Origin of the sequence: Massilia polaris, assembly GCF_012927275.1 — a bacterium.
In the GTDB taxonomy this organism is placed as follows: Bacteria; Pseudomonadota; Gammaproteobacteria; order Burkholderiales; family Burkholderiaceae_D; genus Telluria_A; species Telluria_A polaris.
Genome location: NZ_JABBGG010000004.1, coordinates 219,050 through 233,166, shown reverse-complemented (window position 1 = coordinate 233,166; position 14,117 = coordinate 219,050). Strand labels below are relative to the sequence as shown.

Annotated in this window: 11 protein-coding genes, 1 tRNA gene and 1 pseudogene; 4 read left to right on the top strand and 9 right to left on the bottom strand. The window is 61.5% G+C overall.

Annotation, left to right across the window (positions count from 1 at the left end; all coding sequences use genetic code 11):
• The first annotated feature begins 42 nt into the window (after positions 1 to 42).
• From HHL21_RS09065 to HHL21_RS09055, 3 genes are all read left to right on the top strand, one after another.
• Entirely contained in the window at positions 43 to 1,821 is a 1,779-nt protein-coding gene (locus tag HHL21_RS09065; RefSeq protein ID WP_229496242.1) for an ice-binding family protein, read from the top strand.
• Between the two features lie 12 nt (positions 1,822 to 1,833).
• A complete protein-coding gene (locus HHL21_RS09060) occupies positions 1,834 to 2,964 on the top strand; it encodes an OmpA family protein (RefSeq protein ID WP_169464923.1) in 1,131 nt (376 codons plus the stop codon).
• Between the two features lie 240 nt (positions 2,965 to 3,204).
• A complete protein-coding gene (locus HHL21_RS09055; protein ID WP_229496240.1) occupies positions 3,205 to 4,908 on the top strand; it encodes an IS4 family transposase in 1,704 nt (567 codons plus the stop codon).
• On the opposite strand, the gene HHL21_RS09050 is transcribed toward HHL21_RS09055, so the two are convergent.
• The 6 genes and pseudogenes from HHL21_RS09050 to pepN form a co-directional block, all read right to left on the bottom strand.
• Entirely contained in the window at positions 4,898 to 5,098 is a 201-nt protein-coding gene (locus tag HHL21_RS09050; RefSeq protein WP_169464922.1) for a helix-turn-helix transcriptional regulator, read from the bottom strand. The two genes, HHL21_RS09055 and HHL21_RS09050, sit on opposite strands and share 11 nt — an antisense overlap.
• 71 nt (positions 5,099 to 5,169) lie before the next feature.
• Positions 5,170 to 5,550, bottom strand: a complete 381-nt coding sequence (locus tag HHL21_RS09045; protein ID WP_169464921.1) for a hypothetical protein — start codon at positions 5,548 to 5,550, stop codon at positions 5,170 to 5,172.
• 24 nt (positions 5,551 to 5,574) lie between these two features.
• Positions 5,575 to 6,702 (bottom strand): annotated as a pseudogene (locus HHL21_RS09040) (tyrosine-type recombinase/integrase).
• A 173-nt stretch (positions 6,703 to 6,875) separates the two neighbouring features.
• Positions 6,876 to 6,951 (bottom strand) — tRNA-Thr (locus HHL21_RS09035).
• An 85-nt stretch (positions 6,952 to 7,036) separates the two neighbouring features.
• Positions 7,037 to 8,038: a class 1 fructose-bisphosphatase gene (locus HHL21_RS09030; RefSeq protein WP_169464920.1), complete on the bottom strand. Its 1,002-nt coding sequence runs from the start codon at positions 8,036 to 8,038 to the stop codon at positions 7,037 to 7,039.
• 105 nt (positions 8,039 to 8,143) lie between these two features.
• The gene (pepN, locus tag HHL21_RS09025) at positions 8,144 to 10,789 is read right to left on the bottom strand and encodes an aminopeptidase N (RefSeq protein ID WP_169464919.1); all 2,646 of its coding nucleotides are present in this window, start codon (positions 10,787 to 10,789) and stop codon (positions 8,144 to 8,146) included.
• A 184-nt stretch (positions 10,790 to 10,973) separates the two neighbouring features.
• On the opposite strand from pepN, the gene HHL21_RS09020 reads away from it, so the two are divergent.
• On the top strand, positions 10,974 to 11,624 hold the full coding sequence (locus HHL21_RS09020) for a DUF4136 domain-containing protein (protein ID WP_169464918.1): 651 nt from the start codon (positions 10,974 to 10,976) through the stop codon (positions 11,622 to 11,624).
• A 135-nt stretch (positions 11,625 to 11,759) separates the two neighbouring features.
• Here the strand turns inward: HHL21_RS09020 and HHL21_RS09015 are convergent, their stop codons facing one another.
• From HHL21_RS09015 to HHL21_RS09005, 3 genes are read right to left on the bottom strand one after another with little or no spacing between them, the layout of a single operon-like run.
• Positions 11,760 to 12,734 carry a quinone oxidoreductase family protein gene (locus HHL21_RS09015; protein ID WP_169464917.1) on the bottom strand — a complete coding sequence of 325 codons (975 nt, stop codon included), beginning with the start codon at positions 12,732 to 12,734 and terminating at the stop codon, positions 11,760 to 11,762.
• Between the two features lie 20 nt (positions 12,735 to 12,754).
• Positions 12,755 to 13,138, bottom strand: coding sequence for a methylglyoxal synthase (locus HHL21_RS09010; protein ID WP_169464916.1), 384 nt, complete (start codon positions 13,136 to 13,138; stop codon positions 12,755 to 12,757).
• Positions 13,139 to 13,173: 35 nt separating this feature from the next.
• Positions 13,174 to 14,094, bottom strand: a complete 921-nt coding sequence (locus tag HHL21_RS09005; protein ID WP_169464915.1) for a DMT family transporter — start codon at positions 14,092 to 14,094, stop codon at positions 13,174 to 13,176.
• Positions 14,095 to 14,117 lie beyond the last annotated feature (23 nt).

Genomic DNA, 14,117 nt, shown 5'->3' with positions numbered 1-14,117 from the left:
CCAAGGACGTCGAACGATGGCTACTCACGAAGGAAACACAACATGAATGCATTCAAGCGCTACACGAAAATCCTACTCTGCTCGACCGGTCTCCTGACCGCCGCGCTGGTGGCCGGCTGCGGCGGCGGCGACCAGGGACGCGATCCCATCCTCGGTTTGCCTGCCGCCGACCTGGTCAGCGTTGCGGTAACGCCCGCCACGGCAACAGTGCCCACCGGCGCTACCCAACAATTCATCGCCACCGCGGTCTATTCGGACGGATCGGCGCGCGACGTGACCACCGGCGCCGCATGGACTTCGGCGACCCCAGCGGTCGCCACGGTCAACGCCACCACCGGCATGGCCGCCAGCGTCAGCGCAGGCACTTCGGTAGTGTCCGCCGCGTTTAACGGAAAGGCGGGCTCGGCCACGCTGACCGCCATGCCATCGGTACTGGTGTCGATCGCCCTTGTGCCGGCCAACCCGTCGGTCAGCGCAGGCATCTCGCAGCAGTTCGCTGTCATGGGAACCTTCGATAACAACACTACGCGCGACATCACTGCCGTGTCGACCTTCACCTCGGCCTCACCGGCCGTCGCCAGCATCAACGCGACCACCGGCCTGGCACTGGGCAAAGTCGCCGGCACTTCGGTGATCACCGCCACCTCCGGCGCCCTCAGCGGCAGCACAACACTGACCGTGACCCCGGCGTCGCTGATGTCGCTGGCGATTACGCCACAGTCGGTTACCCTGCAAGCCGGCGTCAACCGCCAGCTGGCGGCGATCGCGACGTATTCCGATGGCAGCACCAGCGATGTGAGCGCGTCAGCCAACTTCGTGTCGGCTAACACCGCCGCAGTCGCTTCCACCCCAGCTGGCCTGATCACCGGCGTGGCTGTGGGCTCGTCGGTGATCAGCGCAAGCTTCGGCGGCAAGACGGCGACGGCAAATGCAACGACCGAGGCTGTCACGCTGTCGAGCATTTCCATCACGCCAGCTTCGGCGACCATCGCCGTTGGTGCGAACCAGAACTTCGTTGCTGTCGGCACCTACTCGGACAACTCCACTGCGGTGATTACGAACAACGCCACCTGGACCTCGTCGGCAACCGGCATCGCCACCGTACTTAATACTGGTGCGGCAACCGGCATCGCCGCCGGCACGACGAACATCACCGCCACTTTCGGCGGCACGTCTGCCACTGCGGCGCTGACCGTAGCAGCAATCGTCCCGCCGCCAGCCTCGGCCGGTGTCAACCTGCGCAGTGCAGCGAACTTTGCAGTCCTCGCCGGAACGTCGATCACCAACAATGCCGGTGGCACGACGCTGGTGACCGGCGACGTCGGTTCGCCTTCGCAAACCACCGACCCGGTGATCGCGGCAGGCTTCACCAACTACAAGTCGGGCGCGATTCTCGACGGTGCACTGGCTGACCTGCAAACTGCGATCACCGATGCGAACGGCCGTACCTGCGACGTCACCTTCGCCGGCGGAATCGACCTCGGCGGCCTGGTGCTGCCTCCAGGTGTTTATTGTTACGCGGGCGCCATCAACATCACCGGCACACTGCAACTGAGCGGCGCGGGCGTGTATATCTTCCGCACTGCCCTGACGCTGGACACAACCGCGAACTCAATCGTTGCACTGACCAACGGCGCAACGGCGGACAACGTGACGTGGGTGCCAGTCGGCCCGACTACGCTTGGCGCCAACAGTGTCTTCAAAGGTTCGATCCTTGGCCAGGCCGCCGCCATTACGGTGGGCGACAACACCACGCTGCTCAACGGCCGTGTGCTGACCGCTGCCGCAGTTACCCTGAGCAACAACCAAATCACTAAATAAACGACCAAGAAAATGAAACCCACAAAATCACTCGCAACCCTGACCGTGCTGGCGGGCGCCATGATGGCCGCCCAGGCCGTCCACGCGGAAGACTTCATCCACCCCGACTGGGCCAACAGCGCCTGGTACATTGGCGCGGCCATCGGCCAGTCGCGCGCCAGCATCGACGACCAGCGCCTGGTCCGCAGCCTTACCGCGAATGGCGCGACAATGAGCTCGTTCACCACCGATGAACGCGAGGCCGGTTACAAGCTGTTCGTCGGCAAGCAGCTGAACCAATACTTCGCGGTCGAAGGCGGGTATTTCGACCTGGGTAAATTCGATTTCAATGCCACCACATCGGGTAACGGCGTACTTCGCGGCGAAGCCGGTTTCCGCGGCGTGAACCTCGATCTGGTCGGACAACTCCCACTGACCCAGCGCGTTTCGCTGCTGGCCCGCGTCGGCATGAACTATGCAGAAGCCAAAACCCACTTCTCAGGCAATCGCCTCGCAGCCGTGACCAACCCGAACGCCAGCGAACGCAAGCTGAACGCCAAGGTCGGCCTTGGTCTCGAATACAAATTAAGCGAAGCCCTGGCCGTCAGGGGTGAAGTTGAGCGATACCGCGTGAACGACGCGGTATCCAATCGCGGCGAGGTCGACCTACTGTCGCTAAGCCTGGTCTACAAACTCGGCCGCCCGGCAGCCGCACCGGTAGTCGCGCCGGCAGCCGAGCCGATGCCGGCACCGGTTGTCGAAACGCCGCCGCCAACGCCGCAGCCAGAGCCGGTCGCCGTCTCGGAAAAAGTCACCTTCGCCGCCGAAACGCTGTTCGATTTTGACAAATCAGTCGTCAAGCAAGACGGCAAGGCAGCGCTGGATGATTTGCTGGCCAGGCTGCAGGGCATGAATACCGAAGTCATGATCGCGATCGGCCACACCGACTCGGTCGGATCCGACGCCTACAACGAGAAGCTGTCGCTACGCCGCGCAGCTGCCGTGAAGGCCTACCTGGTATCGAAAGGACTCGATCCGGCCCGCGTCTACACCGAAGGCAAGGGCGAGACCCAGCCGCTGGCGGACAACGCTACGGCCGAAGGCCGCGCGAAGAATCGCCGGGTGACCGTCGAAGTGGTTGGCACGCGCACCGTCACCAAATAAACCGACGTTGAAGTGCGAAGCGGCCCGGTGCAAGCCGGGCGGCTTTTTTTCGTCCCGACATCGCGCCACATGTAAGCGTCAGCCCAGTCTTCCGATTACCCACAATTCGCTTGGTACTTTTGCCAGTTCTGTTAACTTTTTTCACATGAGGAATTTGATCGCAATCAGATGACGACGCGGGGATCGCCAGACGATTCCCGGCCTCGTCATGCGGTGGCGCCGGAAGGCGAGCAGACTTGGATGGATCAAGAAAATTCCGCCTGTCATTTCCGAGACGAACGACTCAAGAGGCGCTTCCGCCTGCTGCTTGAGCAGTTCTGGAAGCACATGGGCCAAAGCATTCCATTTGCCTGCCAGGACTGGGCCAGTACGAAAGCGGCCTATCGCTTTTTTTCCAACGACCACGTCAGTGAGCAGGACATATTGGGTGGCCATTTTCAGGCGACAAGCGAGCGCTTCGCCCATGCGGAAGGGCCGATACTTATCCTTCAAGACACAACCACGTTTTCCTATCAGCGCGATCAGCCAGAGCGCATTGGATTCATTGGGAAGAGCGGGGTCCGCAAAATCGATGGGCGCAGCAAACAGCTGACCCAGTGCGGCATTCTGATGCATTCGAGTTTGGCCGTGACGACAGAGGGTGTTCCGCTTGGTCTGGCGGCGATAAAGTTCTGGACGCGCAGTAAGTTCAAGGGCTGCAACGCACTCAAGAAGACGATCAACCCCACGCGCGTGCCGATCGAAGAAAAGGAAAGCTATCGCTGGCTGGAGAATTTGAGGCAGTCAACCGAGCTGTTCGACGATCCTCAGCGTTGCGTGCATATTGGCGACCGGGAGAGCGACATCTATGAGTTGTTCTGTACAGCGCAAGACGTTGGCACACACTTCCTTGTCCGCACGTGCGTCGACCGCTTAGCCGGCGATGGCGGCCATACCATCGCCCAGGAGATGAAGGAAGTGAAATTGAAAGGACTGCATCGAGTCCGGACTTCCGATCCCAAAGGGAACGTCGTCGATGCGGTTCTGGAAATCCGCTATCGCCGCATCAAGGTGCTACCGCCAATTGGAAAGCAGAGCCGTTATCCAGCTCTCTCCTTGACCGTGATCCATGCGCGCGAACATGATACGCCAGCGAATCGGAAGCCCATCGAGTGGAAATTAATCACCGACTTGCCGGTCGCATCCCGACGCGAGGCAATTGAAAAACTCGATTGGTATGCCATGCGCTGGAAAATCGAGACGTTCCACAAAATCCTGAAATCTGGATGTAATGCCGAGGAGTCTCGGCTACGTACGGCCGAACGACTCGCCAACCTAATCGCTGTTTTTTGCATAATCAGCTGGCGCATTTTTTGGCTGACCATGCTCAACCGGACCTGCCCCGATGCAGAGCCCGAGATGGCACTGACGCCTTCGGAAATTGGTCTCCTCAACTGCTTGGTAAAAGACAGCAAAAGATCCCGCGAGCAGCCGCCGCTTTCGCGCTATCTAGAAAAAATTGCACAACTCGGCGGGTACCTCGCACGCTCCAACGATTCACCACCAGGAAACACCGTCATGTGGCGCGGCATGCGCCGGCTCGCGGAGCTGGCCCACCGAGACTTCGGTCATGGTCAGCTTATCTTGCAGGTCATCGTCGGCTTCGGCGTTCCAGGCGTTCATCAGTTCGAGCTGTGCATCGCCGAATTGGCCCGAGGCGGTGCTGAAGGCGGGCGCATCGATCAGCAACTTTACGTTGGCGGCCAGCGCGCGCTGCGGCTGGTAGTGGGTCATCAGCAGGGCTTGCGCGGTCAGGCTCGGGGGCAACTGCTGGGTCATACGGGGAGAAAACGCGCTCATAGAGTCTTTCTGGGAGTTTGCTATGGGGGCAGTGAAGGAAGGGTGCGGCGGATTGGCGGCGGTTGCCGCCCAAGGTGCCGGTATTTCGGCGAACTTAGTTGTTGATGGTGCGCGCCGCGATGAAGGCATCGACCTCGTAGGTGTGCCAGCCGGTCACGCAGGGACCGAGTTTCAAAGGCTTGGGGAATTTGCCGTCGCGCACCCAGCGCCAGATGGTGGCCGGGCTGACCGGCAGGATGCCGGCTTTCTTGGGGGTGGTCGCAAGTTCTGCGATGCGGATGATACGGGTGGACATCTAATACTCCGTTGTAATAGAACAACGAGGAGTATTTCAGTCCTAACTTTTAAAAACACTGGCGAGTCGTGTCACGACTTGCCATGACTAATGAATCGGCTCACCGTTCGGTCGTCAACGTCCAGATCGTCCGCCACCGCACCCACCGCCTCCTCGAAGCTCAAGCCGCTCTTGCGCAGGCCGCTCACCTTGCCGCGAATGACCATTCGGTTGATGTCCCAGTCTGGGCGAAAATGATCGCCGTGCTCGCCGAATCTTTCCAACGCGCGCAGCGCGAATTCCAGTACCTCATCAGCGTGCACATAGCTACGCTCCTCTACGGGCGCCTCAGGGTTCGCACAGGCACGCCTTTCTGGACTGCTCAACGCCTTGCGGCAGACGGCAGCAAAATCCGCGACCTCTCGGCGAACCTCTGGCGTCGGTAGTCGACCAATTTGTCTCTCTGGCAGCATTTTGATTTCTGAAATTCAGTTTTGTTAAGCCCGAAGCTGCACAACGTCAGCGCCAACGCGCAGCCCATCCAGATAGTCCGCCCAACGCTGCATCATCACCCGGCGTGCAGGCAGGTGGGCGGTACGGTTATAGGCCCGGCCGTTCGCATCCCTTACCGCATGCGCCAATTGGTGCTCGATCAGGTCGACGCGCTCCCCGAGTACCTCGTCCATGATCGTGCGTGCCATCGCGCGAAAACCATGGCCGGTCATAACCTCCTTGGTGTACCCCATCCCGCGAAGGGCTGCGTTGATGGTATTTTCGGACATGCACGCTTGGCTGGTGCGTAAGCTGGGAAAGACGAACCTGCCGTCGCCGGTCACGTTGTGCAGATCACGCAAAATCTCGACCGCCGGCGCCGCCAAGGGCACCAAGTGCTCGAGCTTCATTTTCATCTTCGCGGCTGGGATACGCCATTCAGCAGCGTTGAGGTCAATCTCTGCCCATTCCGCGGCGCGAAGCTCACCCGGGCGCACAAACAGCATCGGGGCGAGCTTCAGGGCCGCTACGGCCGCTGGATGACCGTGGTAATCGAATATTGAGCGCATAAGCGCCCCTACCTGCTTGGGGTCGGTAATAGCAGCGTAGTTGGACTTGACCGGCGTCGACAACGCACCTCGCAAATCGGCGGTGATGTCGCGCTTCACTAAATCAAGAGCCACCGCGAACCTGAACACCTGACCGCATACCTGCTTCACCCTGTGGGCAGAGTCGACCGCGCCGCGACTTTCCATCTTCTGGACGGCGAACAGAATGTCGCGGGGCTTCACCGAGTCAATTGGCAACTTTCCTATAAACGGAAAAACGTCATGCTCCAGCCAAGCCGTCACTGTGTCCGTGCGTTTTTCCTCGCGCTTGGCCTGCCCTCGATCGGTTCCAGCAGCGCGCAGTTCTCGCGCCTGCTCGCGCTTCTTACGCGCTTGCGCCAGCGAGACTTCAGGATAGACGCCGAGCGCCAACGTTTTCTGCTTACCGGCGAAGCGGTAGCTTAGGCGCCATTACTTGCCTGCCTTGTTGACCTGGAGGAACATACCGTGGCCATCGGTGTGCTTGTCGCCGGCCGATGCTCCGCTGTGTTTGAGCTGCCGAATGAAGGTATCTGTAAGTGCCATTGTTGTGCCGGTGTTGGTATCTGATTTTTGGTATTTTTGAAATACCAACATAACTACCAAGAAAATTGGTATGTCATGCTACCGGCTGCGATGCGCTGAGAAAACAAAAAACCCGCGCTCCCTAGTAGAGAGGCGGGTTTTGAGAGTACCTGAGATTGCTTGATACTAAGTTCTGGTGCCGCTTGCCGGAATCGAACTGGCGACCTTTTCATTACGAATGAACTGCTCTACCAACTGAGCTAAAGCGGCGAAGACCGATATTCTAGCAAAGTTTCGCTGACTCTTGCTACCCCGAATCAGCGAAACTTGCCTTTTTCTGAACAAATACCCCGGTTTACGCCGCGTGGTAGCTGGTCACACGCTCGACTTCGCTCTTCGAACCGAGGAAAACCGGCACCCGCTGGTGCAGCTTGTGCGGCGGAATATCGAGGATGCGCTGGCGCCCGTCGGTTGCCGCGCCGCCCGCCTGCTCGACGATCATCGCCATCGGGTTCGCTTCGTACATCAGGCGCAGCTTGCCCGGCATCGAGGTGTCGCGCATGTCGGCCGGATACATGAAGATGCCGCCGCGGTTCAGGATGCGGTGCACATCGGCCACCATCGAGGCGATCCAGCGCATGTTGAAGTCCTTCTCGCGCGGGCCGGTCGAGCCTGCCAGCATCTCGCTGACGTAACGCTGCACCGGCGGATGCCAGTGGCGCTGGTTCGACATGTTGATCGCGAATTCCTTGGTGGTTTCCGGAATCGTCATGTTGCGGCTGGTAAGCACCCACGAACCCATCTCGCGGTCCAGCGTGAAGCAGTTGACGCCGTTGCCGGTGGTCAGCACCAGCATCGTCTGCGGGCCGTACACGGCGTAGCCGGCGGCAACCTGCGCGCTGCCTGGCTGCATGAAGTGCTCTTCGGTTGGCGTGCCCATGCCGTCCGGCGCCTTGAGCACCGAGAAGATGGTGCCGATCGACACGTTGACGTCGATGTTCGACGAGCCGTCGAGCGGATCGAACAGCAGCATGTATTCGCCCATCGGATAGCGGTTCGGGATCGGATGGATCGATTCCATTTCTTCCGATGCCATTGCGGCGAGGTGGCCGCCCCACTCGTTCGCTTCGAGCAGGATTTCGTTCGAGATCACGTCGAGCTTCTTTTGAACCTCACCCTGGATGTTCTCGGTGTCGGCGCTGCCGAGGATGTCGCCCAGCGCACCCTTGCTGACCGAATGGCTGATGGTCTTGCATGCGCGCGCGACGACTTCGATCAGCAAGCGCAGCTCGGCGGGAATGGAATTGTTGTGACGCTGTTCTTCAACCAGGTATTGCGTGAGACTGACGCGTTTCATGGACTTCCTTAGTTTGATTAAATGCTTGTGCTATTCGTCGTTCCCGCGTGAAAGCAGACTCGGCATGGGTTCCCGCCAAGGGGGGCGCCGAGCCCTGGAACGAGGTTAATTGGTGAGTGCCTTGCTGACGACTTCGTTGACGTCATTCGAGAGTTTCCCCGCGCCGGCGACCTTCTCCAGCGCATTCTTCATCTGCGCCTGCAGCGCCGGGGCGTAGCGGCGCCAGCGGTCCATCGAGCGCGCGAGGCGGCTGGCCACCTGCGGGTTGAGCGCGTCGAGCGCCTTCACCTGCTCGGCCCAGAACGCGTAGCCGCTGCCATCGGGCGCGTGGAACTGCGCCGGGTTGCCGTTGCAGAAGTTGAAGATCAGGCTGCGTGCGCGGTTCGGGTTCTTCAGCGTGAATGCCGGGTGCTTCATCAGCGCGCGCACCGCCGCCACGTCGGCGCCCGGCGCCGCGGCCTGGATCGCGAACCACTTGTCGACCACCAGCGCCTCGTTGTCGAACTCGGCGTAAAAGCGTTCCAGCGCATCGGCAGCACCCGGCGCCGCAGATTGGATCAGCGATACCAGCGCGGCGACGCGGTCCGTCATGTTGCCGGCACGGTCGAACTGGCCCTGGGCCAGCATGTTGATGGCATCGTCCGGCGCGGCCGACAGGTAAGCCAGCGCCAGGTTTTTCAGGCCGCGCTTGCCGGCCGAGATGGCATCGGGGCTGTAGTCGCCAGGTGTCTGGTTGGCTTCGTACTGCGCATGGAATTCCTTACGCAAGGTGGAACCAATGGCCTTGCGCATGCTCTGGCGCGCCAGGTGGATCGCCTGCGGGTTCACCATATCCATCTGTTCGGCCACCATGCTTTCGGACGGCAGCAGCAAGGCGTTTTCGCGGAAGGCCGGGTCGAGCGACTCGTCAACCAGGATCTTGCGCATCGCGTCGATGAAGGTGTCGTCCAGCGCCAACTGGCCGCCCGAGCCGGCCGCGGCGGTCATCGCCAGCAGGCGTTCCATCGCCAGGCGCTGGCCGGCTTCCCAGCGGTTGACGGGGTCGCTGTCGTGGCTGAACAAGTGCAGCAATTGCTCGTCGGTGTACGGATAGTCGAGTACGATCGGCGCGGAAAAGTCGCGCAGGATCGACGGAATCGGCGCTTGCTTCACGCCCGTGAACTGGAAGGTTTGCGATGGCTCGGTCAGTTCCAGCACGGCGGTGGCGCCGGCCTTCTTGCCGTCGACGGTCAGTTCAATGTCCTTGCCGTCCGCGCCCAGCAGGCCGACGGCCACCGGGATGTGGAACGGCAGCTTGTCCGGCTGGCCGGGCGTGGCCGGGCAGCTTTGCGACAAGGTCAGCGCGAACGCACCGGCGTTGGCGTCATAGCGGCTCGATGCGGTCACGACCGGCGTGCCGGCCTGGCTGTACCAGCGCTCGAACTGCGCCAGGTCGCGTCCGTTGGCGTCGGCCATTGCAGCGCGGAAGTCGTCGCACTCGACAGCCTGCTCGTCGTGGCGTTCGAAATACAGGTCCATGCCCTTGCGGAACCCGTCGCGGCCCAGCAGGGTCTGGTACATGCGCACGACTTCCGCGCCCTTTTCGTACACGGTGACTGTGTAGAAATTGTTGATCTCCACGAAGGAGTCGGGACGCACCGGGTGCGCCATCGGGCCGGCGTCTTCCGGGAACTGTGCCTGGCGCAAGGTGCGCACCTGCTCGATGCGGGTGACGGCACGGCCGCTGTCGGTGCCGATCATGTCGGCCGAGAACTCCTGGTCGCGGAACACGGTCAGGCCTTCCTTCAGCGACAACTGGAACCAGTCGCGGCAGGTAACCCGGTTGCCAGTCCAGTTGTGGAAGTACTCGTGGCCCACCACGGCTTCGATGCCGGCATAGTCGACGTCGGTGGCGACGCGCGGGTTGGCCAGGACGAACTTCGTGTTGAAGATGTTCAGGCCCTTGTTTTCCATCGCGCCCATGTTGAAGTCGCTGACGGCGACGATCATGAAGCGGTCGAGGTCGAGCTCGAGGCCGAAACGCTCCTCGTCCCAGCGGATGCTGTTCTTCAGGGACTGCATCGCGTAGTCGGTCTTGTCGAGGTTGCCGTCTTCGACCCAGACCTGCAGCAAGGCGTCGCGGCCATCCTTCAGCCTGAAGTTTTCTTCCTGGCACACCAGCTTCGCGGCGACCAGCGCGAACAGGTAGGACGGCTTCTTGAACGGGTCTTCCCATTTGGCGAAATGGCGGCCATCGTCCAGGTCGCCCTCCTCGACCAGGTTGCCGTTCGACAGCAGGACTGGATATCTATTCTTGTCCGCGCGCAGCATCACGGTGAACTTCGCCATCACGTCGGGACGGTCGGGGAAGTAAGTGATCGAGCGAAAACCTTCGGCCTCGCACTGGGTGAAGAAATTGCCGTTGGAAACGTAGAGACCACTCAGGGTGGTGTTCTTGACCGGCGACGTCAGCGTCTCGATCTCCAGCGTCACCCGGTCCGGCGCGGCAGGGATGCGCAGTATGCCGCCTGAGATATCGTAATCGCCCTCGTAGAGGGTCCGTCCATTCATGCGCAGCGACACCAGCTGGAGGTTGACGCCATGCAGCTCGATGCCCTCGCCCACGCTTTCCGGGTTACTGACCATCACGAGGCGGCTGGCGACGATGGTGCGGTCCGGGTCCAGGTCGAAGCCGAGCTCGACGGTTTCGACCTGGTAAGTTGGCGGCGTGTAGTCTTTCCGGTAGATAGTCTGGGGGGTATCTGTGCGCATGGGAAATCGGACTTTGGCAGGTGGGCAGGCGGCTATTCTACCAACTCCTGCCAGATGCACAGGTCACAATATTCGTTGTAACGCCATGTGCTCATGGGTAACATTCTGTAAATTATCTGCCAGAATGCCAACTACGACATAAAGTTACTTTGGGTGGACTACGCCCACCAAACGGAGAAATAACATGAAACGCCTGATGATTGCCGCGACCGCTGCGCTGACCCTGCTGCTGGGCGGATGCGCCACGACCATTCGCAGCGATGTGACCACCTTCCACCAGTGGCCGGAGCAGCTGGCCGATAAGACCTACGTGTTCGAGGCGCCGCCGGCGCAGGACGACACGCTGGAATGGCGCAGCTACCAGAACATGGTGCGCGGCGAGCTGGCGCGGCTGGGGTTCCAGGACGCCGGCGCGGCGGGGACGCCGACGCTGCAGGTGGCGATGCGCTTCATGACGGTTGATGTGCCGGTCCGGGTGATCGAGCCGGTGTACTCGCACTTCGACCATTACTGGATGCCGCGTTCGGCGTTCATGCGGCCGTACCGCCGCGGATATGGTTACTGGCGCGGCTGGCACAGCCCGTTCTACGACCCGTTCTGGTATGGCACGCCGATGTACCAGGAAAGCATCGTTCATCATTACAAGCGCGATCTGCAGCTTGGGATCAAGTCGGTCAAGGATGGCAAGCGGCTGTTTGATGTGACGGTGAATAACCTGAGCCGGACGATGTCGACGCCGCAGGTCATGCCGGCGCTGGTGCACAGTGCGTTCGCCGAATTCCCCGGCGTGAGCGGGGTGGCGCGGACCGTGGAATTGAAGCGCGAGGCGAAGTAAGAATCGCGCTGGCGGGCACATGGCGGATAAGGGCGCCGCCCGGTGTAGCAGGGGTTTCGAATCGCATGCGATTCGCCTGCGAAACGGTCTCCGCTTGCAAGCGGAGACTCCTTGGCGAAGCATCCGCCGAATTGATCAAGGCAGCAAAATCGACGATCCCGTCGTCTTGCGCGCCTCGAGATCGAGATGCGCCTGCGCCGCATCGGCCAGGCTGTAACGCTGGTTGATCTCGATCTTCACCTTCCCGCTTTCGACCATCCCGAACAAATCGGCCGACATCTCCTCGATGTCCTTGCGCGTTGCCGCGTACGCGAACAAACTAGGCCGTGTGACAAACAGCGAACCGCGCGACGCCAGCTCATTCAGCCCGAACGGATCCACAGGGCCGGAGGCATTGCCGAAGCTGACCATCAAGCCGCGCGGGCGCAGGCAGTCGAGCGAGCCGATGAAGGTGTCCTTGCCGATCGAGTCATACACCACCGACACCTTCTCGCCATTGGTGACCTCGGCCACGCGCTTGACGAAATCCTCGGTGTTGTAGTTGATGACGTGCGTGCAGCCGTGCGCCCGCGCCAGTTCGGCCTTGGCATCCGAGCCCACCGTGCCGATCATGTTCACGCCCATTGCGCGCGCCCACTGGCAGGCGATCAGGCCGACACCGCCGGCTGCGGCATGGAACAGGATGGTGTCGCCCCGTTTGAGTTGCGTGGTGCGGTTGAACAGGTACTGCACCGTCAACCCCTGCAGCATCATGGCCGCCGCGGTCTCGAACGAAATCGCATCGGGCAAGCGCACCAGCAGCGATGCAGGCATGTTGCGCACTACCGCATACGCGCCGTTCGGGCCGCCCGCGTAGGCCACCCGGTCGCCTGGCCTGACCTCGGTCACGCCCTCGCCCACCGCCTCGACCACGCCGGCGCCCTCCTTGCCAAGGCCTGCCGGCAGCGGCTGCGGATACAGCCCGGTGCGGAAGTACACGTCGATGAAATTCAAGCCGATCGCATGGTGGCGCACGCGCGCTTCGCCAGGACCTGGCTCACCCACCTCCACGTCGACATACTCCATCACTTCCGGGCCGCCGTTGCGGTTGATGCGAATCGCCTTTGCCATGCTCAGTTCTCCTTGTGGTGTTATTTGCGTGCCGCGAGCTTCAGCTGCGACAGGACCAGGTGCGCGGTCGACAGGTTGGTGGCGCAGGCGACGTTGTGCACGTCGCAGGCGCGCACCAGCGCGTTGATGTCCGGCTCGTGCGGCTGCGGCGTCATCGGGTCGCGCAGGAAGATCACCGCGTCGATCTGGCCGTCGACCAGCTGGGCGCCGATCTGCAGGTCGCCGCCGAACGGGCCGGAATGCTTGCGCTCGATGGTCAGGCCCAGCTCATTGGCCAGGCGGCCGCCGGTGGTGCCGGTGGCGACCAGTTGGCAGCCGCGCAGGAAGTCGATGTACTGGGCCGCCAGCGTGATCATGTCGTCTTTTTTCATGTCGTGCGCGATCAGCGCGATACGTGGTTTCATGCCTGCTTTTTCCCGTTGTTGATTGATAGGACCCGCTATTTTTTTCTGGACAGCATATAGATTCCACCCAACACCAGCCCGGTGCCGGCCAGCTGGACCGAGGTGATTGGCTCGGCCAGCACCAGTGCGCCGAGGAACAAGGTCGACACGGGGCCGACCATGCCGGCCTGGGACGCGGTGGCCGCGCCGATGCGCTGGACCGCGTACATCGTCATGAACACTGGGAAGATAGTACAGAATATCGCGTTCACCAGCGACAACCAGTACACCTCGGCCGGCTGGATCAGCATCGCGGCCGGCCGCAGCGCGAAGAACTGCGCGATGCAGGCCACGCTCGACACGCACATCGCGTACGACACCAGCCGCAGCGTGCCGATGCGCCGCACCAGTTCGCCGCAGAACAGCAAGTAAAGCGCGTAAGAGATGGCCGAACCGACCACCAGCAGCGAGCCGAGCATGGCATTGCCGGCGCCGCCGTGCAGGTCATGCACGAACACCAGGATGATGCCGCAGTAGGAGGTGGCCAGCGCGATCCACTCCACCTTGCTGATGTGGCGCTTCAGGAAGACCGAGGTAATCAGCAGCACGAAGGTCGGCGTCAGGAACAGGATCAGCCGTTCGAGGCCGACGGAGATGTACTGCAAGCCGAGGAAATCGAGGAAGCTGGACAAGTAGTAGCCGATCAGGCCGAGGCCCAGGATGCGCCAGCGGTCGATGACGGGCAGCGGCGCTTCCGTGCGCATTTTCCACACCGCCACGGCGAGGAAGAACGGAAACGAAAACAGCATGCGGAAGGCGATGAGGGTGACGGCGTCGATGTGGTAGCGGTACAGCAGCTTGGCGACGATGGCCTTGGTCGAGAACAGCACGGCGCCGCCGATGGCGATGGCCAGCCCGGCGACGAGGGCCGGGCGTGGGATCGATGTTTGCGCCGTGGCCATTGCGTTTTTGCTCATGCCCCAATTGTAAAAGCAAACGC